This is a genomic window from Cupriavidus sp. 09_S30, from assembly GCF_056930435.1.
The window spans coordinates 1,845,987-1,870,827 of sequence record NZ_JBXOWI010000002.1 but is presented as its reverse complement, the minus strand read 5'-3'; the positions used below and the strand labels follow the sequence as shown (position 1 = coordinate 1,870,827).

Sequence of the window (24,841 nt, the reverse complement as noted above, 5' to 3'; positions counted from 1 at the left end):
AAGCAAAAAGGGGCAGGCGCGCCGTCTGGCACGTCTGCCCCCACTGTCCTTTTGCCTGAGAGATTCGCCTGGTCCACCCGGACGTCGGCTTGCCCCTTCGGCGGCCGCCAACCCTGGCGGGTTTGCAACCCGGGGCGCGGCGCTCTCCAGTTCGTTTGGTGTCCAGTCTTCTGTACCTGAGCGTTTCGGGGATACGCCTTCGGCAGGGACGGGCCAGGCTGCTGGCCGTTTTGTCCCGTTCTCCTGGAAAGCGCACCATAGCATGTACCGCGCCGGTGCGGCAAGTGCGGCAAATGCCGCTTGCAGACGGCGGGTGGCCGCTGCCGGCGCTACTGGAGACTCATATTCCAGTGGCGGGATCCCGCGGTGAGCGCAGCCAGGAAGGCCTGGCGCTCGGGCAAGCAGTGGCCGGCGCCGGCAGCGACGACGATGTCGAGCGGTTCGATGTCGGCCAGCCCGTCGAGGGGGCCGAGGGTCCTCAGCGCGCTGCCCGCTGCCTGTATCGGAACCGCGCCCACCGCGATGCCGGCGCTGATGCCCGCGAGCATGCCCGCCAATGAATTGCTCTCGTGGACGCAGAGGTAGCGGACCCGGGTGTGCTGCAGCGCGTCCAGCACATGGGTGCGGGCGGTGCTGCCGGGCTCGAACAAGGCAATGGGCACCGGTCTGCGCAACCAGATCTCGGACGCCGAGCCGTGCACGGCCCAGCGCAGCGCCTGCTTGCAGAGAAGCTCGCCGTCCATATGCCTGCCGCGCACGCCGATCGCCACATCGATGCGCCCGTCCTTCAATCGTTTCGCGAGTTGCGCCGTGGGCGCGGAGAAGAGATCGACGCAGACATCCGGCCGAGCGTTGGTGAAGTCGCGCAAGGCGTCGACCAGCAGCGGCATGTAGATTTCGGGAGCGCCTACGCGCAAGCGGGTCTTGGCCCGGTGGCGCATCGCACCCCAGGCCTCGGCCTCCAGCGAGATCATTTCCTTGGCATAGGCGTAGAGCGCTTCGCCGGCGCTGGTAAGCGCCGATTGGCGCGCCCCGCGCACGAACAGCTTGGCCTCGGCGATGTCCTCGAGCTGTCGCATCTGCATACTGACCGCGGCCTGCGTCTTGTGCGTGGCGCGCGCCGCCAGGGTGAAGCTCTGGTGCTCCGCGGCCGCGATAAACACGCGCAACTGCTCGATGGTGGGTCTGCGTCCCATAAGGAAAACTACTGCCTCCGCATCAATTTATCTTGCTTTACATGCCGCGCGACTATACACATACTGGCTGCGCCCCGGGTTGAGTTAAGTCAAAGGCAGGAGTGCGGGAGTCCTGTTTTCGGGGTGCATGTGCTCCGGACAAAAGAGTCGGGCACATTGCAGAATAGTTTAAAAAATAATGTTGAGTATCGCCTGAATTTCGTCGGATTTTTATTGTAGAAATTCAAATGCTTTGCTCTGGGTTGTTCAGAATAAATACCACGCCCGCCACTAGAGCGGGCTTCCGGATCCGATTTGCGCGGCAGACCGGTCCGGCTTCAGTGACGGGGAAAAGGCGGCGATGCAGCTCAAGTGTGCCGGCGAAGCGGGGTGGGGCGGTACAGCGTGCTTGGACGACAATCTGTCGATCTATGCATTCGCCATGGAACAGGCAGGCGATTCGATTGTCATCACGGAGTCAAATGGCCGTGTTATCTATGTCAATCGTGCCTTCGAGCTGCTGACGGAATATGCGCGCGCCGATGTCATCGGTCATTCGCTCTCGATATTGAAATCTGGAGAGATGAGCGATGAGTTTTATCGGGAATTGTGGTCGGTAATCAGTGCGGGAAAATCATTCAGCGGGGTTTTCGTTAATCGGAGGAGGAGTGGGTCTCTTTTCTCCGAGGAGAAAGTGATAACCCCGCTGCGGGACGCCTGCGGACGCATCACCCATTTCGTCTCCGCCGGGCGCGACGTGACCTTCCGCCTGGAGTCCGAACGCCGGCTGCGCGAGCTGGCCTGCTACGACGACCTGACCAAGCTCCACAACCGGGCGAGCTTCTTCGACAGCCTCGATGCCTTGTTGTCGGCCAGCAGCGAACGCTGCCAGGGGGTCACGCTGCTGCTGATCGACCTGGACCGGTTCAAAGGCATCAATGACGCGCTGGGGCATGACGTCGGCGACCGCGTGCTGACCAAGGTGGCGGAACGGCTGGCCGGCGCGGTGCGGGCGTGCGATATCGTGGCCCGGCTGGGCGGCGATGAATTCACCATCGCGCTGGCCGGCCCGCTGACGGACGAGGACCGCGAAGCCATTCTCCAGCGCATCTCCGACCAGGTCGAAGCGCCCATCGTGCTGCCCGACATGACGCTCTACGTCGGGGCGAGCATCGGCGTCAGCCGCTTTCCGGACGACGGCGGCGACAGCAAGGCGCTGTTCAAGCAGGCGGACATCTCCCTGTACGAGGCCAAGCGCGAGGGGCGCGGCCGCACCAAGCACTATTCGCCAACCCTCAAGCGCAACGCCGAACGCTATCACCAGATCTACCAGGCAATACGCCGTGCCTTCAGCGCCGATGAGCTGTGGGTGGCGTACCAGCCCATGTTCGACCTGCAGAGCGGACAGGTGGTAGGCGTGGAGGCGCTGATCCGTTGGAACTCCAAGAGCCTCGGGCCGGTGCCGCCGATTGAATTCCTGCCGGTGGTGCATGACCTCGGGCTTGGCGGCAAGCTGACCGACTTCGTGCTGGAGCGCGCCTGCAGCGACATTGCGCGCACCTGCCACGAAGTCGGCACGAATCTGAGCGTGTCGGTCAATATTCCGGCCGACGAACTACACGCCAGCGGTTTGGCGGCAAAGCTGGAGGCCCTGCTGGCCCGCATCGGCCTGCCGCCCGGCGCGCTGAAGATCGAGATCACGGAAGGCGCGCTGATCCGGGAGGGCGACTGTACCTCGAATGCGCTGGAAAGCCTGACGCGGGCCGGGATCGAGATCTATATCGATGATTTCGGCACCGGCTACTCGAACCTGGGCTATCTCGGGCATATCCCGGTCGCCTCGCTCAAGATCGCGCGCCAGCTCATCGCCGGGATCCGTCATGGCGCGTACTCGGCCAAGATCATCCGGGCCATCATCCACCTGGCATCTGCGCTGGGCGTCGGCGTGATCGCCGAGGGCCTGGAAACGCGCGAGGAACTGCATTTCCTGATGGCCGAAGGTTGCCGTTTCGCGCAGGGGTTTGCGCTGGCGCGGCCCATGCCGATCGGCGAACTGGTGCACTACCTGAGGACACGGGGCGCAGGCGGGGGCTGGTAGCAGCCTGCCGGCGGCTCTTTGTTGTTCCGCCAGCCCACCCCGTTCGCGCGCCGGGAACGGCTGGCACTGGCCCACACCTGCTGCGGCAGTGGCGGGGCGGCGCGCGCGAATCGACCAACAGGCAAGGCAATGCGCGAGAATCTACCGATCAAGAATGAAGAGTACGTGCTGCCGGACGGCGAGGTGATCGTCACGCGCACGGACACGGCGAGCCGGATCACCTATGCGAACGACGCCTTCATCCGCAGCAGCGGCTTCGCGCGCGAGGCCGTGCTGGGAGAGCCGCAGAACATCGTGCGCCATCCCGATATGCCGGCGAAGGTGTTCGCCGACATGTGGCGGACCCTGGAGTCCGACCGGCCGTGGACCGGGGTGGTCAAGAACCGGCGTGCGGACGGCGGCTTCTACTGGGTGCTGGCCAATGTCACGCCGGTGTTCAAGTCGGGGCAGAAGATCGGCTACATGTCGGTCAGGACCAAGCCCACGCGCGTGCAGGTCGACGCCGCCGATGCCTTGTACCGCAAGATCCGCGCAGGCGATGACCGGGGCTTCGTGATACGGCGGGGCGAAGTCGAGCGCACCGGGCTGGCTGGCCTTGCCGGCAGGGCGCTGGCGTGCCCGGTCTATCTCCGCCTGTGGGGAGTGATACTGGCGCTGGTGCTGGTCATGCTGCTGGAGACAGTGGCGGCGATGCTGCCCGGCGGCGCGGAGCGCGCCACGCTGGTGTGGTCGCTCTTTGCCGCGGGGGCGGTCATCTGCCTGGGTGCGGCGGTCTATCTGTCGCGCCAGGTACTGCTGCCACTGAAGCAGCTCAATGAGACGGCATTCGCGGTGTCGACGGGCATGGTGCAATGCCAGTTCCCCGAACACGGTGATACCGAGACGCGCATGCTGGGGCGGGTGCTGAACCAGATGAACGCCAAGCTGATCGGCGTGCTGCTCGACGCGCGCACGGCCGTCGACGTGATCCGCGTCGCCGCCAGGAACCAGGCCGACCACAACGCTGATCTGTCCCAGCGCAACGAGGAACAGGCCACTACGGTGGAGCAGACCACGGCCAGCCTGTCGCAGATCACGGAGAGCGCGCGCCGCAACGCGGTCGGCGCGGACGGCATGCACGATGCTGCGGGGCAAGCGTCGGCGGCGACTGCGGTCGCGAACGACGAAGTGCGCAAGGTGGTCGATATCGCCGCGGCCCTGCACCGGCAGTCGCGCAAGGTGGAGGAGATCGCGTCCCTGATCGACGGCATCGCTTTCCAGACCAATATCCTGGCGCTGAATGCGGCCGTGGAGGCCGCGCGCGCGGGCCAGGCCGGGCGCAGCTTCGCCGTGGTGGCAGGCGAAGTGCGCAGCCTTTCGGAGCGGACCGCGGCGGCGGCCAAGGAGATCAAGCTGCTGCTGGCCGAGTCGGGGCAGGGGATTGCGGTGGTCGGCGCAGCCGCGACGGCGGCAGGTGCGTCGATGGCGGGCGTCGCGGACACCATGGGCAAGTTGTTATCGTCGGTTGCCGCCATCGCTCACGCCAGCCAGGAACAGAGCCAGGAGATCGGCAATATCGATCAGGCGGTGGTGCAGGTCGCCCGGCTGACACAAGGCAATGCCGCGCTGGTCGAACAGGCGGCCGAGGGCGCGTTCCGGCTGGAGCGGCAGGCGCAGCAACTGGAGGATTGCGTCAACGTCTTCATGCTGGCGGACTGAGGGAGCTGCCGCGGCGGCGGCGCGCCCCGCCCCGGCCGCGCCGCTCAGCGCACGGCGACGTGGCTGTCGCGGCGGGCGTCGCCGCGCAGCTGGCGATCGGTCCGGCCAGTGGGTCGAATGTCTGTTTGCCGAATGCCTGCTAAATGTCTGGCAAATGTCTGCAAAATGACTGCAAGGTGGCAGAAAACGGCTGCAATTTGGTCGGCCGTCTTCATCGTTTTGTCATCGTTGCCGGCCAGAATCTGCGCATCTGTTCAAGCAAGGAGAGCGGCATGACCCATGCGATTGAAGTGCGCGGGCTGTCTAAATCATTCCGGGTGGATCGCAAGGCCCTCGACGACGTCACACTGACGGTGGCGCCGGGCGAGATGGTGGCGCTGCTGGGCGCCTCGGGTTCGGGCAAGTCGACACTGCTGCGCCATGTGGCCGGTTTCGTCGGCGCCGATGCCGGCTGCGGCGAGGTGCTCGTCAACGGTCGCTGCGTGCAGCGCGACGGGCGGCTGGCGCGCGATGTGCGCCAAGTGCGCAGCGATATCGGTTTCGTGTTCCAGCAATTCAACCTGGTGGGCCGCCTGCCGGTGATCACCAATGTGCTGACGGGCATGCTGCCGCGCATCCCGCTATGGCGCAGCCTGATCCGCTTCTTCCGTCACGAGGAGATCGACGCCGGGCTTGATGCGCTTGCCCAGGTTGGTATAGACGACTATGCGTTTCAGCGTGCAGCTACGCTGTCGGGCGGCCAGCAGCAGCGCGCGGCCATCGCGCGCACGCTGGTGCAGAACGCGAGCGTCATCCTCGCCGACGAGCCGATCGCTTCACTGGATCCCGAGTCTGCGCGGCGTGTGATGGAGCTGCTGGCGCAGATCAACCGCAGCCGCAGGGCAGCGGTGGTGGTCTCGCTGCACCAGGTCGACGTGGCCATGCGCTATTGCCCGCGCGTGGTCGCGCTGCGCCACGGCAAGATCGTCTACGACGGCCCCTCGGCGGCACTGACCGCCGACATGCTGCGTGAGCTCTACGGCACCGACGCCGCCGAGCTGCTGGAGCCCGCGGCCCCGGCCAGTGACGCACCACTGTGCGCGCCGGCGGCCCTGGTCGCGGCCTGAGGCGCAACGGGCGCCGCGCGCGCCCGTTGCCGGCCGGCCTAGGTCGGTCCCTATCCGCGGTCCCTATCCGATTTCCACTGTAGTGCCCATCCCCCAACGGAGTTGTCCATGCTTCGCAGAACCTTTGTCGCGGTGCTCGCATTGAGCGCCATCGCCCTGCCCGCCGCCGCCCAGGAGGGCAAGACGATCAACCTCGGCCTGATCTCGACCGAGACCTCGTCCAACCTGAAGGCTGCCTGGCAGCCGGTGATCGACGACCTGAGCAAGACGCTCGGCATGCAGGTGAAGCCCTTCTTCGCCTCGGACTACGCCGGCATCATTGAGGGCATGCGCTTCAACAAGGTGCAGATTGCCTGGTTCGGCAACCAGTCGGCCATGGAGGCCGTCGACCGCGCCAACGGCGAAATCTTCGCCTCCGTCATCGACAAGGACGGCAACCCCGGCTACTGGTCGCTGCTGATCGTCAACAAGGACAGCAACCTGAAGACGCTGGACGACGTGCTCAAGCACGGCAAGGAACTCAGCTACGGCGCGGGCGATCCCAACTCCACCTCGGGTACCGCCGTGCCGGGCTACTACCTGTGGGGTGCCCACCATGTCGAGCCCAAGACCCTCTTCAAGGCGGTGCGCATCAGCAACCATGAAACCAACCTGCTGTCCGTGCTGAACAAGCAGGTCGACGTGGCGGTGAACAATACCGAGAACATGGAGCGCTACCGCATCAACACGGGCAAGAATGCCTATGACCAGGTGCGCGTGCTGTGGAAGTCGCCGCTGATCCCCGCCGATCCGATGGTCTACCGCAAGGACCTGCCGGCCGACCTGAAGAACAAGATCAAGGCCTTCTTCGTCAACTACGGCAAGAGTGGCGATGCACACGAGAAGCAGGCCCTGGCCGCGCTGACCTATCGGGGTTTCCGTGCCTCGAGCGACGCCCAGCTCCTGCCGATCCGCCAGATCGATCTGGCCAAGCAGAAGGCTAAGATCGAAAGCGACACCACGCTGGACGCAGCCGACAAGGAAAAGCGCCTGGCCGACGTGAGCCGCCGCCTGGCTGAACTCGACAAGGCCGCCTCGGCGCAGCAGTAAGCGCACCGTGGCCCGGCGCGCCAGCGCCGGGCCGTGCCGCATTCCCTTCTGATGTTATTGATGTCCACTTCTCCCCGGCCCGCCATGTCCTCCACCGCCACCACCAAGCTGCCGGCCCGCCCGCCACGCAATTCGCTCCCGCTCCTGCTGGCCTGGGCGATCGTGCTCGCCCTGCTGGCGCTGTCCTGGCAGGGCGCCGACATGCGTCCGCTGGACCTGCTGCGCGACTCCGGCAACATGGCCAAGTTCGCCGCCGATTTCTTTCCGCCCGATTTCCGCGACTGGCGCAACTATCTCGACGAGATGGTGGTGACCGTCCAGATCGCGATCTGGGGCACCTTCCTGGCTGTGGTGATGGCGGTGCCGCTGGGCCTGCTGTGCTCGTCCAACATCGTGCCGCCCGCGGTCTACCAGCCGATGCGGCGGCTGATGGATGCCTGCCGCGCCATCAACGAGATGGTGTTCGCGATGCTGTTCATCGTTGCCGTGGGACTGGGTCCGTTCGCCGGCGTGCTGGCGCTCTGGGTACACACCATGGGCGTGCTGGCCAAGCTGTTCTCCGAGGCTGTCGAGGCCATCGACCCGCGCCCGGTCGAGGGCGTGCGGGCCACCGGCGCCTGTGCGCTGGAAGAAATCGTGTTCGGCGTCATCCCGCAGGTGCTGCCGCTGTGGATCTCGTTCTCGCTGTACCGCTTCGAGTCGAACGTGCGTTCCGCCTCGGTCGTGGGCATCGTTGGCGCGGGCGGCATCGGTACCTTGCTGTGGGAGATCATCCGCAGCTTCCAGTACGCACAGACGTGCGCGGTGATGATCATCGTCATCGCCTTCGTGACCGCGATCGACCTGCTGTCGGCGCAGATCCGCAAGCTGCTAGTGTGATTACCGGGCCGGGCGCGCGCGGGAAGCGCGTCGTCTATCCGGCGAGCGGACGCATGTGTCCGCCCCCGAGCCCGGTCCCGATCTCGGTCCACAAGCCTTCACCACCCCATCCGGCGCAATTCCGCGCCGCTATTTTTTTCCCCTGTTGCCATCATGCTGACCCTGGAACGGATCGAAGCCCTGTTCGCCGGATACGGCGCTGCCTACTACGGTGGCGAAGCCATCAGCCAGACCGAGCATGCGCTCCAGTGCGCCCTGCTTGCCGAGCAGGCGGGCGAGCCCGAAGCGCTGATCGTCGCGGCCTTGCTGCACGATGTCGGCCACCTGATGCTCGCCGAGAGCAGTACCACGGACATGCGCCACCAGGAGGCGGGCGCGGATGCGCTGGCCGCTTTGTTCGGCGCAGACGTGACCGAGCCCGTGCGCCTGCACGTGGCCGCCAAGCGCTATCTGTGCGCAAGCGATCCTGCCTACCACGCGAGCCTGTCGTCCGCCTCGCAGCACAGCCTGGCACTGCAGGGCGGGCCATTCGACGCGGCGCAGGCGGCTGCGTTCGGCGCCGGGCCGTACGCGCAGGCGGCCACGCGGTTGCGCCGCTATGATGACCTGGCCAAGGTGATTGGCCTGGCTACGCCACCGCTGGCCCACTATCTCGCCATGGCGGCGCGCTGCGCGCGGTAGGTGCAATGAGGTAGGTGCAATGAGCGCCGGCGGCCTGTGCCGGCACGTGGCCGGCAGCGAGGCGGAGCCGGGCGAGAAGACCAAGGCGGTCAGGCTGAGCGAGGAAGCTTGTCACCGTCGTCCCCGCAGAGGCGGGGACCCAGTGGCTTTCGCCGCGCAGCCGCACCAGTTCTATTGCCGCCTCGGCCTTGTCGAGCACGGCATCCGCATCCGCGTCAGCATTGCGCTGACGTCTTCAGGCGGCCAGGGGAGGGCGAACCAGCGCAAGCAGCGCAGTGGCGGCCCGTTCCAGCGGGCCGCTGTTGTCGATCTCGGTAAGGCGGCAGCCGGTCGGCACGGCAAAGGGCCGCGTGGCACGCGCCAGCCGCGCTGCCACGGCCTCTCCGGCCTCCCGGCCGCGCTGCGCCAGCCGGGTTTCCAGGACGTTGCGGTGTACCTGCACGTGCAAGGCGTGCAGATGCGGGTAACGGGCGTGCGCCTCGCCGAGATGCTCGCGCGAGCCGTTGAGCACGACCGAGATGCCGCGTGCCATCCAGGTCTCGATCTCGATGCCGATCCCGTAGTGAAGGCCGTGGCTGTGCCACTGCAGGGCGAAGCAGCCCAGCGCCGAGCGCCGGGCGAATTCGGCCGGCGTGAGCGATACCGAGGCTTCGTTGGCATCGCTGTCGCGCGTGATGTAGCGGTGCGCCACCAGCACCGGGTCGGATGCGCCAAGGCAGTCGCGCAGCGAGCGCAGCAGCGAGTCCTTGCCGCTGCCGGATGGACCCATCAGGTAGAACAGCGATCCCGGCGCGGTGCCTTGCGGCATGGGTGGAGACGTCTGCAGTCCGTTCATGCCTCGCTCCCGAGGTAGTGTGCACCGGCGCCATCCACGGTGCCGCCATCGAAGCCATAGTGGCGCGCGACGAGGAAGTCTGCGCCAGGCTCGGGCTGCACGTAGAGGCTGATGCGGTCGACCGGCATCGGTGCCTGCGTCCCTGCGCCCGCCAGTGTGCGCAGCCGGGTCGATGCCTCGGACTGGGCAGCGGGGTCGAGCAAGCCGGTCAGCGTGATGTGGAAGGTGAAGGTGTCGAACGCATAGGGGTAGCCCCAGCGCGTCAACATGTCGCGTTCGGCGGCGCTGAGCCGTTCCGGGCGGCGGCGGGCGATTTCCTCGGCCGTGGGCGGCGCGCGGAAGACGTCGAAGTCGCGCACGGCGTCGTCGGCCAGCGCGTGCATGCGGCGGCGACCCTCGTGCGCCTCGGGCGCGTCGGCCAGGCACCAGGCGAGGAATCCGCGCAGGTCGCGTAGCGCGAGCTGCGCGGCGAAGGCCTGCTGGCGCCGGGCGAAAGCGCGCGCGGTGGCATCGAGCATGGCGGCGGTGTGGCCGTCGGCAAGCCGGAAAGGCGCCTTCAGCGTAGCGTGCAGGCCATAGTGGGCGGGCTCGCGGGTCCACGCCGCGCGGCGCGGATCATCGGGTTGGGGGCCTGGCAGGGGGCCGCCGGTATCGGCGCAGCGGCCCAGCCAGCGGCTGCCGATGTCACGAAACGGGTCGGCCGGTGCCAGGTAGACGGCGTAGCGGTGGGCTTGGGGCATGGCGGACCTCAGGCGGCGGCGCGCGCCGCTTGCGGGGCGGTCATGCCGAAGCCCCGCGTGGCGTGGTGCAGCACACCGTTGACGATGGCCGCGCACACGCGCGGGAAGCCGGGTACGCTGTCGTCGACGACGATGGCGTCGGCGCGCATGCCCGGTGCCAGCACGCCGCGGTCGCGCAGGCCGGCCGCGCGCGCTGGGTTGCGCGAGACCAGGTCCCAAGCGGCAGGCAGACTGGCGACGCCGAGCTGTGCAAGATGGAAGGCTGCCTGCAGCGGCGCGGGGTAGTAGTAGTCGGAGGCCAGCACGGTGCACAGCCCGGCGCCGATCATCTCGGTGGCGTTGGGTGCGCCGGTGTGGCTGCCGCCGCGCATGACGTTGGGCGCGCCGAACACGGTGTCGTTGCCGAGTTGGCGGGCAAGCTGGGCGGCCTCTACCGTCAGCGGGAACTCGGCGATCGCGCAGCCCTGGTGATGGTAGTGCTGCCGTGTGGCGCGGTCGGGGTCATCGTGCGAAGCGACCGGCAGCCCGGCGGCCCGCGCACCGGCGATGAGCCGGGCCATGGCCGCCGGCACCTCGGCCGCATGTTGGCTGGCCTGGCGCAGGCGCTGGCGGAACGCCTCGGAGTCGCATTCGGCGCGGTCAGCATATTGTGCGATCTTGCGCTCGTCGCCCAGCCGGCGGGCCATGCCGGGCAGGTGGTCGTTGATGGCGAGCAGCTTGACCTTGCCGCTGGCGATCCAGTCCAGCGCCGTGTCGATGCCGGTCAGGTGGTAGCTCTCGAAGCGCAGGTGGACGTAATGGCTGGCGCCGAAGAAGGGGCGCAGGCGTTCCAGCGCATCGAACATGCGCAGTGCGTAGGCCTCGCCGCGCAGCCCGCCTTCCCAGGACAAGGTCACGCCGTGCAGCTCGGTGGTGATGCCATGTGCCAGCAACTGCCGGTCCACGTCGAAGAGTGCCGCCTGGTAGGGAAAGCTCACGCCCGGGCGGGGCATCACGGCGCGCTCGAAGGCATCGCCATGGATATCGACGATGCCGGGCAGCACCAGCAGATCCCCGGCGTCGAGGCAGGGGCCGGCGCTCGCGCCCGGCGCGATGCTGCCGTCATGGAAGGCCAGGGTGGCGGCGCCGATGCCGTCGGCGCCAAGCACGCGCCGGCCAGTCAGGCCCGCGAGAGGGAGGGGAGGTTGAGTGTAAGGGTCCATACCGGCGAAGGTATCGCGTCGAGATGACGGCCAGATGTCTAGACGAGTGAAGAGGAGTGGCGCGCCGTGCACGCGCGCGTATGGCGCGTGCGCAGGCGGGTCAGTCGGGGTCGGAGACCGTGAGTTGCACCCAGTCTCCGGCAAAGCGCACCAGGCTGTACTGCAGCGGCGCGCCGTCGAGATCCACATTGAGTGCTTCCACCTGCAGCACCGGGCGCGTCTTGGGCTGGTTCAGCAGGCGCGCCACCGGTGCGCTGGGCATGGTGGCGGTGATGCGCGACCACTTGCGCGTGTAGTCGGCGATGCCGAAGTGCGCGAAGGCGCGCGAAATGGACTCGCGTGCGCGCAGCTGCTCGTCCATGCCGGAGAAGCGTTGGGCGTCGAAGTAGTTCTCGGCCACGTCGATGGTGCGGTCCTCCGCCTTGCCGAGCATCTGCACGCGCAGGATGGGCGCGGTGCGCGCCAGCCCGAGATGCTTGGCGATCTCGGGGGCGCGCATGGTCTGCACCTCCAGCACCTCGGTATGGCCGCGCATGCCCTGGCTGGCCAGGTTCTGCGAGAAGCGCGTGCGTCGGCCGATCGCGTAGTCGATGGCGTGCTCCTGCACGAAGGTGCCGCGGCCCTGTTCGATGCGCACGAGACCGCTCTGCTCCAGCTCGCCCATGGCGCGCCGGATGGTGTGGCGGTTCACGGAGAACTTGGCCGCCAGTTCGGGCTCGGGCGGCAGTTGCTCGCCAGGCCCGTACAGCTTGGTGCGGATATCGTGCGCCAGTGCTTCGCCGATCTGGCGCCACACCGCGACACCAGAGCCCCGTTCGACTTCTCGTTCGGCCATCTTCCCTTGCCTTATGTCATCAAGCATTCATCATCAATATGCGATTTTGCCTCATTGCGGCACATCGCGACACCGCGCCGCGGGGAGCCCGACCCCGGTGCGGGTGCGTCATCAAATCTTCATGTTTATCTGGTGTAGTGTCGCCGTCGGTGGTAATTTTACATCTAAACGTATAGACGTATAGGGGTGATGATGAGCGAATGTGGGATGGACCACGGGAATGCGGCGCCCGGCCAGCCGGCCCGCGCTGCCTGGCTGCGCGTGCTGGCGCTGGCCGGCGACGAGGCGCTGGACCAGGCCTTCGGGCGGCTGCAGCAGGCCGGCGGCCTGCCGGGCTGGCGGTTCCTGCGCAAGCCCGAATGCGGCATGGCCATGGTGCGCGCCCGCGCCGGCGGCACAGGAACCCAGTTCAACCTGGGCGAGACCACGGTAAGCCGCTGCGCGGTGGCGCTGGATGGCGAGCCGGCGACGGTGGGGGTGGGCTATGTGCAGGGCCGCAGCCTGCGCCATGCCGAGCAGGCGGCCGTGCTCGACGCACTGCTGCAGCTGCCGGCCTGGCATGAGCGGGTGCAGGAAGGGGTGCTGGCGCCCTTGGCGCGCGCCCACGCCGAGCAGCGCGAGGCCCGTGCCGCGGTGGCGGCGCAGACGCGCGTGGACTTCTTCACCATGGTCAGAGGCGAGGACTGAGATGGAAACGATGATGGATTCGATGGCATCGGATGGTGCCGCGGCGGCCCCGGGCCTAGTGCCCGGCTTCGACGACCCGGTGAACGATGCCCAGCATACGTTCCGCGCTGCGCTGGATGCCTTCGCCCACCCGGGGCGTGTGGAGACGGCGGGCGCCGCCTGCGGTGTGCCCGACGGGCTCTCCGCCGCCATGGCTGCGTTGCTGCTGACGCTGGCGGACAGCGACACGCCGGTCTGGATGCCGGCTGCGGTGCCCGCCGCGGCGCGCGCCTTCCTGCGCTTTCACTGCGGATGTCCCTTGGTGGACGATCCGGCCGCGGCGGTCTTCGTGGCGGTACCGGCCGGGCACGCTGCGCCGGCGCTGTCGGCCTGTGCCCAGGGCGACCCGGCCTATCCCGACCGCTCCGCCACGCTGCTGCTCGAGGTGGCATCGCTGGAAGCCGGCGAGGCACTCAGCCTGAGCGGCCCCGGCATCGCGCATCGCCAGGCACTGCTGGTCACGGGCCTGCCCGACGGCCTGCGCGGGCAGTGGCGCGCGAACCACGCGCGCTTTCCGCTCGGCGTGGACCTGATGCTGACGAGCGGCGCGCGCTTCTGCGCGCTGCCACGTACCACCCGCATGGAGGACTGAGATGTACGTTGCCGTCAAGGGAGGCGAGCGCGCCATCCTGAATTCCTACCGCATGCTGGACGACTACCGCCGCGGCGATCCGGCGGTGCCCGAGCTGAGCCTGGCCCAGATCCGCGAGCAGATGCCATTGGCGGTGTCGCGCGTGATGGCGGAAGGCTCGCTGCACGATACGCACCTGGCAGCGCTGGCGATCAAGCAGGCCGCCGGCGACCTGATCGAGGCCGTCTTCCTGCTGCGCGCCTATCGCACCACCTTGCCGCGCTTCGGCTACACCGAGCCGGTCGACACCGGCGCGATGCAGCTGAGCCGCCGCATCTCGTCGACCTACAAGGACGTGCCCGGCGGGCAGGTGCTGGGGCCGACCTACGACTACACGCAGCGCCTGCTGGATTTCAGCCTGGAAGCCGAGCGCGCCGCCGATCCGCTGCCGGCGTCCGACGTGCCGCTGGCCGCCCGCATGCCGCGCGTGACCGAGCTGCTGGAGCGCGAGGCCTTGATCGAACCCGACGCCGTGCCCGAGGGCGACCCGGCGCCGCGCGACCTGACACGCGAGCCGCTGAACCTGCCCGCCGATCGCGCCACGCGCTTGCAGAACCTGGCGCGCGCCGACGAAGGCTTCCTGCTGTCGATGGGCTATTCGACGCAGCGCGGCTACGGCAACTCGCACCCCTTCGCGGCCGAGATCCGCTACGGCAGCGTCGAGATCGATCTGTTCGTGGAGGAACTGGGCTTTGCCGTCACCATCGGCGAGATCGAGCTGACCGAATGCCAGATGGTGAGCCAGTTCACCGGCGACGCCGAGGCCGGTCCGCGCTTCACGCGCGGCTACGGGCTGGTGTTCGGCTACGGCGAGCGCAAGGCGATGTCGATGGCGCTGGTGGATCGCGCGATGCGCGCGGAAGAACTGGGCGAGGCCGCCGATGCGCCCGCCAACGATGTGGAATTCATGCTCTATCACAGCGATAACGTCGAAGCCTCCGGCTTCGTGCAGCACCTGAAGCTGCCGCATTACGTGGATTTCCAGGCCAACCTGGAGCTGCTGCGCCGCCTGCGCGCGGAGCGCGACGGCCAGGGCCAGACGGATGGTGAGGCTGCCGGCGATGCCACCGCGGCCTCGCCCGATGCGCTTGCCCCGCAAGAGGAGACGCTCGCATGAATGCCGCCGCCAAGATGGAAAACAGCGTCGACAACAGCGCCGCGCGCGACGCGCACTACAACTTCGGCTACCTCGACGAATCGACCAAGCGCATGCTGCGGCGCGCCTTGCTCAAGGCGGTGGCGATTCCCGGCTACCAGGTGCCGTTCGGCGGGCGCGAGATGCCGCTGCCCTATGGCTGGGGCACCGGCGGCATCCAGGTCACGGCCGCCATCATCGGTCAGCAGGATGTGCTCAAGGTGATCGACCAGGGCTCGGATGACACGACCAACGCCATCAATATCCGGCGCTTCTTTGCACGTGTCACGGGCGTGCACACCACCGAGCGCACGGCCCAGGCGAGCATCATCCAGACGCGCCACCGCATCCCGGAAACGCCGCTGGCCGCCGGCCAGATCATGGTGTTCCAGGTGCCCATTCCCGAGCCGCTGCGCTGGCTGGAGCCGAGCGAGAGCGAGACCCGCACCATGCATGCGCTGTCCGAGTACGGCTCGATGCACGTGAAGCTGTACGAAGACATCGCCCATCACGGCCATATCGCCACCACCTATGACTATCCGGTGATGGTGAATGCGCGCTACATGATGAGACCGTCGCCGATTCCCAAGTTCGACAACCCGAAGCTGGACCGCAGCCCGGCCCTGATGCTGTTCGGCGCCGGCCGCGAGAAGCGCGTCTATGCGGTGCCGCCCTATACCAGCGTGAAGAGCCTGGACTTCGAGGACCATCCCTTTACCGTGGAGACGTGGTCGACCTGCTGCGAGCAGTGCGGTGCCACCGACAGCTACCTGGACGAAATCATCATGGATGACAGCGGCACCCGCATGTTCGTCTGCTCGGACACAGAGTATTGCGCAGAGCGCCAGCACGCGCAGGGCGGCACGGGGGGTGCGGCATGAGCACCGCCCAGACCTTGTTGTCGGTGCGCGACCTGACCCGCACCTGGGATGGCGTGCACGGTTGCCATCACGTGAGCTTCGACCTGTATCCCGGCGAGGTGCTGTGCGTGGTGGGCGAATCAGGCTCGGGCAAGAGCACGCTGCTGCAGGCGGTGTCGATGCAGGCGGCGCCGCAGTCGGGCAGCGTTCACTACGATATGCGCGAGCAGGGCCTGACCGACCTCGCCACGCTTTCCAGCGCGCGGCTGCGCCTGCTGGCGCGCACCGACTGGGGCTTCGTGCGCCAGCACGCGCGCGACGGCCTGCGCATGCAGGTGAGCGCGGGGGCCAATATCGCCGAGCGGCTGATGGCCGTGGGCGAGCGGCATTACGGCGAACTGCGCGAGGTGGCGGGCGCCTGGCTGGAGAAGATGGAGATCGACCTCGGCCGGCTGGACGACGCGCCGGCCTCGTTCTCGGGCGGCATGCAGCAGCGGCTGCAGATCGCACGCAATCTGGTCACGCATCCGCGCCTGGTGTTCATGGACGAACCCACCGCCTCGCTGGACGTCTCGGTGCAGGCACGGCTGCTCGACCTGCTGCGCAGGCTGGTCGGCGACCTCGGCCTGGCCGCCATCATCGTGACCCACGACCTGGCCGTGGCGCGCCTGCTGGCGCACCGCACGCTGGTGATGCAGGGCGGGCGCGTGGTGGAAAGCGGCCTGACCGACCAGGTCCTCGACGATCCGCAGCATCCCTATACCCAACTGCTGGTCTCCTCCATCCTGCAGAGCTGAACATGAACCAAGAACGGATTCCGCAACACCCGGCGCAACACCCGGCTGCCACCCATGCCGCAAGCGCTGCGCCGGGCGCGCCCGAGCGCATGATCGAAGTGCGCGGCCTGGGAAAGATGTTTACGCTGCACAACCAGGGCGGCGTGCGGCTCCCGGTACTGCGTGCCGTGGACTTCGATGCCGCGCGCGGTGAGTGCGTGGTGCTTGCCGGCCCCTCCGGCACCGGCAAGAGCACACTGCTGCGCTGCCTGTACGGCAACTACCTCGCGACCGACGGCAGCATCCGCTTGCGCGATCCTGCGCGCACGGACGATCCCTGGGTCGAGTTGACCACGGCGCCGGAGCAGCGCGTGCTGCAGTTGCGCCGTGACGTGGTGGGCTATGTCAGCCAGTTCCTGCGCGCCATTCCGCGCGTCTCGGCGCTGGATGTGGTGGCCGAGCCGGCGCTGCGGCGGGGGGTGCCGCAGGAGCAGGCGCGCGAGCGCGCTGCCGGCCTGCTGGCGCGACTGAACCTGCCCCGCCGCCTGTGGGGCTTGCCGCCCGCCACCTTCTCGGGCGGCGAGCAGCAACGCGTGAATATCGCGCGCGGCCTGGTGGGAGGGCATCCGGTGCTGCTGCTGGACGAGCCCACGGCGTCGCTCGATGCCGACAACCGCGCGGTCGTGGTGGCGCTGATGCGTGAGGCGCTGGCGGAGGGCCGCTGCCTGGTCGGGATCTTTCACGACGAGGCCGTCCGCGATGCGGTCGCCACGCGCCTGCTGCCATTGCAGCCGGCAGTGGCCGACACCGTGGCCGGCGGCGCCGCCTGATGCAGGTGGGGCGCCGTCGCCTGCGGCGTGCCGGGCAGCGCTGCGATGCACCGCAGCGTGCATCGCGCCGCATTGCCGGGCAGCCGTAGCCCCAGTATCCCCCATACTCGTACTAGTCGTATCTGCCGTACTGCCTTGTCATTGGACCCGAACATGCCTCCCATCTACCTGACGCATGCCAATCTAGTGTTGCCGGACCAGGAACTGGCCGACAGCGCTTTGCTGATCGATGACGGCCGTATCGCCGCCATCGAGCCCGAGCCGGGCAGCGTGCCGCGTGACGCCCACATCGTGGACCTGAGCGGCCAGACCCTGCTGCCCGGCCTGATCGACCTGCATTGCGATGCCATCGAGAAAGAAGCCGAGCCGCGCGCTAACGTGCTGTTTCCGCTGGATTTCGCCGTGGCGCAGGTGGACCGGCGCAATGCCGCGGCCGGCATCACCACGCCATACCACGCCTTGTCCTTCTCCAGCCACGAATCCGGCGTGCGCAACAACGCTACCGCCTCGGCCATCGTGCGTGTGCTGGCCGCCTTCCGCGACCACAGCCTCGTCGACAACCGCGTGCATTGCCGCTACGAAGTGACCGACGCTGCCGCGGTGCCGGCCCTGGAGCAGTTGATGGGCGAAGGCGTGGTGGACCTGCTTTCGGTGATGGACCATTCGCCTGGCCAGGGCCAGTTCAAGACCATGGAAGCCTACCTGAGCTACATGATGGGCAACCATGCCATGAGCCACGAGGAGGCCAGCGCCGCCGCGGACCGCAAGCTCAGTGCCCAGCAGGGCGCGGCCGAGCGCGTGGAGCGCCTGCTGGCACGCGCGCACGGTCTCGGCATTCCCGCCGCCAGCCATGATGACGATTCCCCCCAGCGCATCGAGGCCATGCGCGCGCTGGGCGTGCGCATGAGCGAGTTCCCCATCAACCTCGAGACCGCGCATGCCGCGTACGGGCGTGGCTTGCCCACGATCCTGGGCGCCCCCAACGTGCTGCGCGGCAAGAGCCAGAGCGGCTCGATGCGCGCCATCGATGCCATCCGCGCGGGCGTGGCCAGCATTCTGTGCTCGGACTACCAGCCCTCGACGCTGGTCGCTTCGGCCTTCGCAGCCGCGCGCCAGGCCGAACTGCCGCTGTGGCAGGCCTTGGCGCTGGTGACGGCGAATCCGGCGCGGGCCTGCGGCCTGGACGACCGCGGCCGCCTGGTGCCGGGCCTGCGCGCCGATCTTGCCGCGGTGGCCATGGTTGCCGGGCAGCCGCTCGTCACGCACACGTGGTCGGCGGGGCGGCACGTATTCGCCGCAGGCTACCCGGTACCCGTGCCGGCGCAGCCGCAGCGCGAGGCGGCATGAGGACGGGCGCGGCGGTCGATGCCAAGACGGCGCGGCTGGAAGGCCGCATCGTAGCGGTCGCGCGTAGTGCCGTGCACGGCTTCAGCAAGGACGTCGTGCCGGAGATCCGCCTGCTGGCCGGGCTTGGCGTCGAGGGCGACGCCCATGCCGGCGTGACCGTGCAGCATCGTTCGAGAGTGGCAGTGGACCCGACGCAGGCCAATCTGCGCCAGGTCCACCTGATTCCGGTCGAGCTGCTGGCGCGACTGGCTGCGCAGGGATTCGACGTCGACTGGGGCGCGCTTGGCGAGAACATCGCCACCGAAGGCCTGGACCTGCAGGCGCTGCCGGTCGGCACCCAACTGCGCGTGGGCGGCACCGTGTGCCTGGAACTGACCGGGCTGCGCAATCCCTGTGGGCAGATCGAGGCATTCCGGCCGGGGCTGCTCAAGGAGGTTGTCGGGCGCGACGAAGCAGGCAGGCTGGTGCGCAAGGCTGGTGTGATGGCAATCGTGCTGGCAGGCGGCTTGGTCCGGGCCGGCGATCCGGTCGCGGTGGATTTGCCGGGGGAGCCGCATCGGCCGCTCGATCGGGTCTGAGGGCCTGCTTGAGACGGCCTTGTTTTTGCCCCCTGGCAAAGTACGTGCCGCAAAAGCCTTAATGCGGCAGCTTGGGCGTGTCGTGGGCGGCGCGGCCCCAGTCCTGCGCGATGTCGGGGAAGACATCACATTCACCGCGCACGATGGCTTCGATTGTCGCGCACACGCATGCCGTGCCGCGCGGGCCGACGCAGACCAGGCTGCGCGGGCGGGGGCTGTGCTGGGGAATGGCGTAGACGTGCATGCCTTCCCGGTACAGGGGATGCATGCTCAGGCGCTCGTTCAGGATTTCGACGAAGCGCTGGGGACTGACGATCGGTTTTGCCATGGCGCGCTCCCATGTTTCCCGGCCGCTTGCGCAAGGCAAACAGCACCGGCCTGCTGCCGGCAACAAGTCGGGACGGCGGGATGCTGGCACAGCGCAAAGTCGGGGGAGGGCATGGCGCGGTGCCGCAAAGCCGCTCCCAAGGCTTTCAGACTAGTCAATCTTTGGCGCGGTGCAAGATAAGAAGGAAGGCCAGCCGCGCCAGGCGGCCTTGGCGGTACGCCGGTGGTACGGTCAGGAGGCGCGTGCGTCGCCTGCCGTGCGGATGCCGTCGAGCAGGCGGTTGCCTGCTGCCCAGCAGGCAGCTTCCGCCTCGGCATGCGAGGGATAGTCGGACGGCGACTCGATGGTCGAATCGCACTCCGCGGCCGCGCCGCCGCATTCTTCGACGACGATACGCCAGCAGTAGGATCCGGGATGATCTTCAAGCACATGCAGGACCAGGGTGCGGTGCTGATCGGTCAGGGTGAGGGGATGGTTGGTCATGGCAGCCTCCCATACGGGAACGCCTGCTGAAACATGCAGCAGCAACGTCTTCAATTTAGGCCGGCGGGCACGCGGCAGAAAGGGGATTTCGGTGCCGCAGGCTTCCGTCGTGGCACCATTTCCAGTATCTTCTGCGCTTGCGCTTTCCGGTGCCCCGTCCAGCACACGCCGTATGTCCGATCAGTCTTCCGCCCCACCGCAATCCGCCACGCAGCTCGCTGAGCCTATCGCGGCGCTGACCCACCACTACGCGGCCACGATCCTGCCGCTCTGGCGCGGCGCGGGCTGGAACGCAGCCCTGCGGCTGCCCTACGAAGCACTTGACGGCGCCAGCGGCGCGCCCTTACCGGCCGTGCGCTACCGGGCCATGGCCTGTGCGAGGCAGCTTTATATCTTCGCGCATGCAGGCGAGCCGGGCAGCGCGGACGCGCAGCACGCCGCAGCCCTGTTTGCCTCGCTCGAGGCCTGCTTCGGCGACGACGAGGGCGGCTGGGTCTACAGCGTCGACGCGGCGGGGCAGCCGCTGGACCGCACGCGCGATCTCTATACCTTCGCCTTCGCCGTCTTTGCGTGCGCCGAATACCACAAGCGCAGCGGCAGCGAGGCCGCGCTGCGCCTGATGGCGCGCACCACCCAGATCATCGAGGCGCGCTTCGCGGATGGCCGCGGCCTCTACCGATCCGCCCTGGACGAAGGCTACGGCGACGCCGGCGCCCCTGTGCTGCAGAACCCCATCATGCACCTGACCGAGGCCTACCTGGCCGCCTACGGCATCGCCGGCGATGCCTGGTATGGGCAGCGCCTGCGCGAAATCGCCGGCGCAGTGCACGCGCGCTTCGTCGATGCGGCCAGCGGCTGCGTGGCGGAACTGCCGCAGGGCGAAGCCGGCAACCGCATCGAGCCGGGCCACCAATTCGAGTGGTTTTCGCTGGTTACGAGCGCGCCCGCGCTGTTCGGCGGTTCCGCCCTGGAGGATGCGCTGCGCCGCGCCTTCGAGTTCGCCCAGCGCCACGGCGTTGCGGCCGGCACGCTCGGGGTCAGCGCGGCCCTGGCGGCCGATGGCACCCTGCTGGACGGCTCCCAGCGCATCTGGGCCCAGACGGAGTTCGCGCGCGCGCTGGCCGTGGAGGGCAGTGCGCGCTCCCTCGCCACCCTGTCGGATTGGGCGGTGCGTTTCCGCGCCCGCTTCCTGCACGCGGGCGGCTGGCACGAAGTGCTGGGTCCGGACGGCGCGGTGCTGCGTACCGACATGCCGTCGACCACGCCTTACCACCTGCTCGGGGCGTACCGCGCGCTGCCGGCACCGACCGGCGCCTGAGCCGGCAGGCAGCGTCCAGCCTGCCATCCCCGGCCGGCAGGGCCGGCTATGCTGCCGTGCTCAACAGGCGGTCGAATTCGTGCTTGACGATGCGGTAGGACTCGCCAGAGTAGCCCTCCAGGCCGGCGCGGTCGATCACCGTGATATGGCCGCGGGTATGCGCGATCAGGTGCAACTGCACGAGGCGCCCGACCGCCTCGGTCACGCCTTCGCGGCGCACGCCCAGCATGTCGGCGATCGTCTGCTGCGTCACGTCGAGCTCGTTGCCGGTGGCCCGGTCCAGCGCCAGCAGCAGCCAGCGGCACAGCTGCTCGGTCAGCGAATGATGGCGCACGCTGACCACTGTCTGCGCCACCTGCGTCAGCAGTGCCTGCATGTAGAGCAGGTTCATGCGCTGCAAGGTGGGCAGCATCGTCCACTGGCGGCGCAGGTCGCCTGAGGCGATGCGCAGCGCCATGCCGCTCTTCCTGACCTCGGTGCGGTTCGGCATGGTTTCGCCGCCGGTCAGCGCGGGCAGGCCGACCAGCCCTTCGTGGCCGATCGAGGCCAGCTCCACCGTGGTGCCGGATTCCTGCAGCGACAGCATGGAGATCATGGCGCTGACCGGAAAATAGACGTGGCGGATGCGCTGGCCGGAATCGCTCAGCAACTGGCCGGTGCGCAGGTTCACCGGTTCCAGGCAGGGCAGGAGCAGGGACTGCTCGCTCGGGGGCAGGCGCTTGAGCAGCTGGTTGCCGGTCAGGTCCAGTACGGTTCCCATGATGGTGTTCTCCCCGGATTCCCATCGAGACAAAGGCGGCGTGGCGGCGTCCACCGCAAGGCGCGGCCTGTCTGTGCGTGATGCCACGCTGCATGCCGCATCCCATATGTCCATTAAGCGATATGTGTGGGGCCGGGAACAGTGGCCGGAGGTTGGAAGCCGGGAGGGAAATCGGGTGACATGCTTTGGGATGACATCAACCCTTTGGCCGGTGGCCAGCGGCAGTGGCGGGTCACCGCCCGTCCATCCGGAGGGATCAGTCGTCCAGCCGTGAACCGCGCAAGTCGCTTTTCTGCAGCAGGCGCAGCAGCGTCTCAGCCGGACGGCTTAGACGCCTGGCCGCCAGCGAGATGAACTCGACCGAGGGCAGGGCAGGCAGGCCGGCGCAGTTCACCGGCGGCGCCAGGCCCCGGCCGGCCAGGTGCTGCGCCCGCACGGTCAGCCCGAGGCCGCCGCGCGCCGCGGCGATACAGCCGGAATGGCTGCTGCTGCTGCAGACGATGCGCCACTGTACGCCCGCCTTGGCGAGCGTGTCGAGCACCACGGCGCGGGTGACGCTCGGCTCGTTCACCAGGATCAGCGGCAGCGGCTGGGCGATGTCGACCACCGTGCCCGGCACGGCGAGCCATTCCAGCGCCGCGCGGAACAGCGGCACGCCGCGCCGCTCGCCCTCGCGGCGCTTGCCCACCATCAGGTCGAGCGCGCCAGCCTCCATCAGTTCGTAGAGCTTGCCCGTCATGCCGATGGTGATCTCCATCTCCACGTCGGGATGCGAGTTGCGAAACGCTGCCAGCACCTTGGGCAGCGGACCCTGGGCGAGATCGTCAGAGGTGCCCAGGCGCACGCGGCCCTGCAGCCGCGGCGCGGTGAACTGGGATTCGGCCCGCGCCAGCGCCTGCAGGATCAGCCGGGCGTGGACGAGAAGCGCCTCGCCGTCGGGCGTCATGGCCAGCGAGTGGGTGTCCCGCACGAACAGGCGCCGCCCCACGCTTTGCTCCAGCCGGCGGATGTGCTCGCTGACGCTGGACTGCGACAGGCCGAGCTGGCGCCCGGCATCGGTGAAGCTGCGCGCGGCGGCGACGGTGGCGAAGGTTTGGATCCAGACCGGGTTGAGCATGCGTCATTGTCATCGGTAATTCCGATGACAGTCAATGAATCCAGCGGGGTTCACGATTGGCGTGCCACTGATTAACATGCCAACAGTTCCTGCGTGCCACGGTGTGCGGCACGAGGCACGACAGAGAATGACTGATGACACAGGATTCGCCCCGCCTGCAGCCGATGCTGTGGATCGTCGCCGCCGGCTTCTTCATGCAGACGCTCGACACCACCGTCGTCAATACCGCGCTGCCCGCGATGGCGCGCAGCCTCGACGAGACGCCGCTCGCGCTGCAGCCAGTGGTGGTGGCCTACACGCTGACCATGGCCATGCTGACGCCCGCCTCGGGCTGGCTCGCCGACCGCTTCGGCATGCGCCGCGTCTACTTCAGCGCCATCCTCATCTTCGTGCTCGGCTCGCTCTTCTGCGCCGGCGCCCACAACCTGCCGCAGCTTGTCGCGGCACGCGTGGTGCAGGGCGTGGGGGGCTCGATGCTGCTGCCCATCGGGCGGCTGGCCATCCTGCGCAACGTTTCGAGCGAGCAGTACATCGCCGCGCTGGCCTTCGTTTCGGTGGCGGGGCAGGTGGGCCCGATCTTCGGTCCGGTGCTTGGCGGCTGGTTGGTGCAGAGCGTCTCCTGGCACTGGATCTTCCTGATCAACGTGCCGATCGGCGTGGCGGGACTCGCCGCCGTGCTGCGCTATCTGCCGTCAGGCGGCGAGCTCGAGGCGCCGCCCTTCGACTGGCTGGGCTGCGGCCTGCTGTCGCTGTGCATGGTGGCCTTTTCCCTTGCGCTCGACGCGCCCGGCAGCGCCGGCCATGGCCTTGTGAGCGGCGCGCTGTTCGCCACCAGCCTGCTGTCCGCCTTGCTCTACATCCCCCATGCGCGCCACAGCCGGGCGCCGCTGTTCCGCCTGGCGCTGTTTCGCGAGCCCAATTTCTCGGTCGGACTCGCAGGCAACCTGGTATGCCGCATCGGCTCGGGCGCGGTGCCCTTCCTGTTGCCGCTGCTGCTGCAGCTGCAGCTGGGCTACACGCCGCTGCATTCGGGGCTGATGCTGTTGCCGGCGGCGCTGGCGGGCACCGTCGCCAAGCGCTGGATCGTGCCGCTGGTCAACCGCTATGGCTATGACACATTCCTGCTGGTGAACACGCTGCTGGTGGGGGCATCCATCGCCTCCTTCGCCGCGATCTCGCCGGGCTGGCCGCTGGTACTGTCGATTGCGCAGCTGGCGCTGTTCGGTGCCACCAACTCCATGCAGTTCGCGGCGATGAACAGCGTCACCCTCAAGGGCCTGCGCCGCGAAGACGCGGGCAGCGGCAACAGCCTGTTCTCGATGGTGCAGATGCTGGCGATCGGGCTGGGCGTCACCATCGGCGGCGGGCTGGTGAGCCTGTTCACCACGCACGCCGGCATGGCCGGTGGCGCCTTCCGGCTCGCCTTCCTCTGCGTGGGCCTGATCACCCTTGCTTCGGCCGCCGTGTTCCGGCGCCTGGACTTGGCCGAGCCGGGCAAGGAGCGGCGCACCGCGCGCGCGCCGCTTTCCAAGATCTGAGGCGTCCCGCCGAGCCACCCCGGGGCCGGCATCCGGCGCAGGCCAGCCGCGCCAGCGGGCCGGTGAACGTTTGCGG

Annotated in this window: 26 protein-coding genes and 1 riboswitch; of the genes, 16 read left to right on the top strand and 10 right to left on the bottom strand. The window is 68.2% G+C overall.

Annotated features, from left to right (window positions below; translation table 11 throughout):
- Positions 1-33: 33 nt before the first annotated feature.
- Positions 34-160: riboswitch (glycine riboswitch) on the bottom strand.
- Between the two features lie 169 nt (positions 161-329).
- Entirely contained in the window at positions 330-1,196 is an 867-nt protein-coding gene (locus AC1Z3O_RS28580; protein ID WP_483519708.1) for a LysR family transcriptional regulator, read from the bottom strand.
- A 340-nt stretch (positions 1,197-1,536) separates the two neighbouring features.
- Between AC1Z3O_RS28580 and AC1Z3O_RS28575 the strand changes: the two genes are divergently transcribed.
- Together AC1Z3O_RS28575 and AC1Z3O_RS28570 are read left to right on the top strand one after the other, a co-directional pair.
- The gene (locus tag AC1Z3O_RS28575; RefSeq protein WP_483519706.1) at positions 1,537-3,273 is read left to right on the top strand and encodes a putative bifunctional diguanylate cyclase/phosphodiesterase; all 1,737 of its coding nucleotides are present in this window, start codon (positions 1,537-1,539) and stop codon (positions 3,271-3,273) included.
- A 129-nt stretch (positions 3,274-3,402) separates the two neighbouring features.
- A complete protein-coding gene (locus tag AC1Z3O_RS28570) occupies positions 3,403-4,971 on the top strand; it encodes a methyl-accepting chemotaxis protein (RefSeq protein WP_483519704.1) in 1,569 nt (522 codons plus the stop codon).
- Positions 4,972-5,015: 44 nt separating this feature from the next.
- Here AC1Z3O_RS28570 and AC1Z3O_RS28565 read toward each other — a convergent pair whose 3' ends face one another.
- Positions 5,016-5,186 (bottom strand): hypothetical protein, encoded by a 171-nt coding sequence (locus AC1Z3O_RS28565; protein ID WP_483519702.1) that lies wholly within the window; start codon positions 5,184-5,186, stop codon positions 5,016-5,018.
- Positions 5,187-5,243: 57 nt separating this feature from the next.
- Here AC1Z3O_RS28565 and phnC point away from each other — a divergent pair, with 57 nt between their 5' ends.
- From phnC to AC1Z3O_RS28545, 4 genes are all read left to right on the top strand, one after another.
- A complete protein-coding gene (gene phnC / locus AC1Z3O_RS28560; protein WP_483519700.1) occupies positions 5,244-6,077 on the top strand; it encodes a phosphonate ABC transporter ATP-binding protein in 834 nt (277 codons plus the stop codon).
- A gap of 108 nt (positions 6,078-6,185) precedes the next feature.
- A complete protein-coding gene (gene phnD, locus AC1Z3O_RS28555; RefSeq protein WP_483519698.1) occupies positions 6,186-7,166 on the top strand; it encodes a phosphonate ABC transporter substrate-binding protein in 981 nt (326 codons plus the stop codon).
- A gap of 84 nt (positions 7,167-7,250) precedes the next feature.
- Positions 7,251-8,045, top strand: a complete 795-nt coding sequence (gene phnE, locus AC1Z3O_RS28550) for a phosphonate ABC transporter, permease protein PhnE (RefSeq protein WP_483522058.1) — start codon at positions 7,251-7,253, stop codon at positions 8,043-8,045.
- A gap of 153 nt (positions 8,046-8,198) precedes the next feature.
- Positions 8,199-8,726 carry a phosphonate degradation HD-domain oxygenase gene (locus AC1Z3O_RS28545; RefSeq protein ID WP_483519696.1) on the top strand — a complete coding sequence of 176 codons (528 nt, stop codon included), beginning with the start codon at positions 8,199-8,201 and terminating at the stop codon, positions 8,724-8,726.
- A gap of 235 nt (positions 8,727-8,961) precedes the next feature.
- Here the strand turns inward: AC1Z3O_RS28545 and phnN are convergent, their stop codons facing one another.
- The 4 genes from phnN to phnF all read right to left on the bottom strand — a co-directional run bounded on the left by phnN (position 8,962) and on the right by phnF (position 12,338).
- On the bottom strand, positions 8,962-9,561 hold the full coding sequence (gene phnN / locus AC1Z3O_RS28540; protein ID WP_483519694.1) for a phosphonate metabolism protein/1,5-bisphosphokinase (PRPP-forming) PhnN: 600 nt from the start codon (positions 9,559-9,561) through the stop codon (positions 8,962-8,964).
- Positions 9,558-10,301, bottom strand: a complete 744-nt coding sequence (locus tag AC1Z3O_RS28535; RefSeq protein WP_483519693.1) for a DUF1045 domain-containing protein — start codon at positions 10,299-10,301, stop codon at positions 9,558-9,560. Before AC1Z3O_RS28535 ends, phnN begins: the two co-directional genes overlap by 4 nt.
- Positions 10,302-10,309: 8 nt before the next feature.
- On the bottom strand, positions 10,310-11,503 hold the full coding sequence (locus AC1Z3O_RS28530; RefSeq protein ID WP_483519691.1) for an alpha-D-ribose 1-methylphosphonate 5-triphosphate diphosphatase: 1,194 nt from the start codon (positions 11,501-11,503) through the stop codon (positions 10,310-10,312).
- A gap of 100 nt (positions 11,504-11,603) precedes the next feature.
- Entirely contained in the window at positions 11,604-12,338 is a 735-nt protein-coding gene (gene phnF / locus AC1Z3O_RS28525; protein WP_483519689.1) for a phosphonate metabolism transcriptional regulator PhnF, read from the bottom strand.
- A 207-nt stretch (positions 12,339-12,545) separates the two neighbouring features.
- Here phnF and phnG point away from each other — a divergent pair, with 207 nt between their 5' ends.
- The 8 genes from phnG to AC1Z3O_RS28485 all read left to right on the top strand — a co-directional run bounded on the left by phnG (position 12,546) and on the right by AC1Z3O_RS28485 (position 19,221).
- On the top strand, positions 12,546-13,025 hold the full coding sequence (phnG, locus tag AC1Z3O_RS28520; RefSeq protein WP_483519688.1) for a phosphonate C-P lyase system protein PhnG: 480 nt from the start codon (positions 12,546-12,548) through the stop codon (positions 13,023-13,025).
- 1 nt (position 13,026) lies between these two features.
- The gene (gene phnH / locus AC1Z3O_RS28515; RefSeq protein ID WP_483519686.1) at positions 13,027-13,656 is read left to right on the top strand and encodes a phosphonate C-P lyase system protein PhnH; all 630 of its coding nucleotides are present in this window, start codon (positions 13,027-13,029) and stop codon (positions 13,654-13,656) included.
- Position 13,657: 1 nt separating this feature from the next.
- Positions 13,658-14,812 (top strand): carbon-phosphorus lyase complex subunit, encoded by a 1,155-nt coding sequence (locus AC1Z3O_RS28510; RefSeq protein ID WP_483519684.1) that lies wholly within the window; start codon positions 13,658-13,660, stop codon positions 14,810-14,812.
- Positions 14,809-15,711 carry an alpha-D-ribose 1-methylphosphonate 5-phosphate C-P-lyase PhnJ gene (locus AC1Z3O_RS28505; RefSeq protein ID WP_483519683.1) on the top strand — a complete coding sequence of 301 codons (903 nt, stop codon included), beginning with the start codon at positions 14,809-14,811 and terminating at the stop codon, positions 15,709-15,711. Before AC1Z3O_RS28510 ends, AC1Z3O_RS28505 begins: the two co-directional genes overlap by 4 nt.
- Positions 15,708-16,487, top strand: a complete 780-nt coding sequence (phnK, locus tag AC1Z3O_RS28500; protein WP_483519681.1) for a phosphonate C-P lyase system protein PhnK — start codon at positions 15,708-15,710, stop codon at positions 16,485-16,487. The genes AC1Z3O_RS28505 and phnK overlap by 4 nt, the downstream gene beginning before the upstream one ends.
- A gap of 89 nt (positions 16,488-16,576) precedes the next feature.
- The gene (gene phnL / locus AC1Z3O_RS28495; RefSeq protein ID WP_483522057.1) at positions 16,577-17,296 is read left to right on the top strand and encodes a phosphonate C-P lyase system protein PhnL; all 720 of its coding nucleotides are present in this window, start codon (positions 16,577-16,579) and stop codon (positions 17,294-17,296) included.
- A gap of 153 nt (positions 17,297-17,449) precedes the next feature.
- On the top strand, positions 17,450-18,643 hold the full coding sequence (locus tag AC1Z3O_RS28490) for an alpha-D-ribose 1-methylphosphonate 5-triphosphate diphosphatase (RefSeq protein ID WP_483519679.1): 1,194 nt from the start codon (positions 17,450-17,452) through the stop codon (positions 18,641-18,643).
- Positions 18,640-19,221 carry an MOSC domain-containing protein gene (locus AC1Z3O_RS28485; protein ID WP_483519677.1) on the top strand — a complete coding sequence of 194 codons (582 nt, stop codon included), beginning with the start codon at positions 18,640-18,642 and terminating at the stop codon, positions 19,219-19,221. The genes AC1Z3O_RS28490 and AC1Z3O_RS28485 overlap by 4 nt, the downstream gene beginning before the upstream one ends.
- A gap of 58 nt (positions 19,222-19,279) precedes the next feature.
- Here the strand turns inward: AC1Z3O_RS28485 and AC1Z3O_RS28480 are convergent, their stop codons facing one another.
- Both AC1Z3O_RS28480 and AC1Z3O_RS28475 read right to left on the bottom strand, forming a co-directional pair.
- Positions 19,280-19,549, bottom strand: coding sequence for a hypothetical protein (locus tag AC1Z3O_RS28480; protein ID WP_483519676.1), 270 nt, complete (start codon positions 19,547-19,549; stop codon positions 19,280-19,282).
- Between the two features lie 231 nt (positions 19,550-19,780).
- Positions 19,781-20,032 carry a hypothetical protein gene (locus tag AC1Z3O_RS28475; protein WP_483519675.1) on the bottom strand — a complete coding sequence of 84 codons (252 nt, stop codon included), beginning with the start codon at positions 20,030-20,032 and terminating at the stop codon, positions 19,781-19,783.
- Between the two features lie 172 nt (positions 20,033-20,204).
- Here AC1Z3O_RS28475 and AC1Z3O_RS28470 point away from each other — a divergent pair, with 172 nt between their 5' ends.
- Complete coding sequence (locus tag AC1Z3O_RS28470; RefSeq protein WP_483519673.1) at positions 20,205-21,350, top strand: AGE family epimerase/isomerase; 1,146 nt, start codon at positions 20,205-20,207, stop codon at positions 21,348-21,350.
- A gap of 46 nt (positions 21,351-21,396) precedes the next feature.
- On the opposite strand, the gene AC1Z3O_RS28465 is transcribed toward AC1Z3O_RS28470, so the two are convergent.
- Both AC1Z3O_RS28465 and AC1Z3O_RS28460 read right to left on the bottom strand, forming a co-directional pair.
- Complete coding sequence (locus AC1Z3O_RS28465) at positions 21,397-22,110, bottom strand: Crp/Fnr family transcriptional regulator (protein WP_483519671.1); 714 nt, start codon at positions 22,108-22,110, stop codon at positions 21,397-21,399.
- A gap of 256 nt (positions 22,111-22,366) precedes the next feature.
- Positions 22,367-23,227 carry a LysR family transcriptional regulator gene (locus tag AC1Z3O_RS28460; RefSeq protein ID WP_483519669.1) on the bottom strand — a complete coding sequence of 287 codons (861 nt, stop codon included), beginning with the start codon at positions 23,225-23,227 and terminating at the stop codon, positions 22,367-22,369.
- Positions 23,228-23,361: 134 nt separating this feature from the next.
- Here AC1Z3O_RS28460 and mdtD point away from each other — a divergent pair, with 134 nt between their 5' ends.
- Positions 23,362-24,765, top strand: a complete 1,404-nt coding sequence (mdtD, locus tag AC1Z3O_RS28455) for a multidrug transporter subunit MdtD (RefSeq protein ID WP_483519668.1) — start codon at positions 23,362-23,364, stop codon at positions 24,763-24,765.
- Positions 24,766-24,841 lie beyond the last annotated feature (76 nt).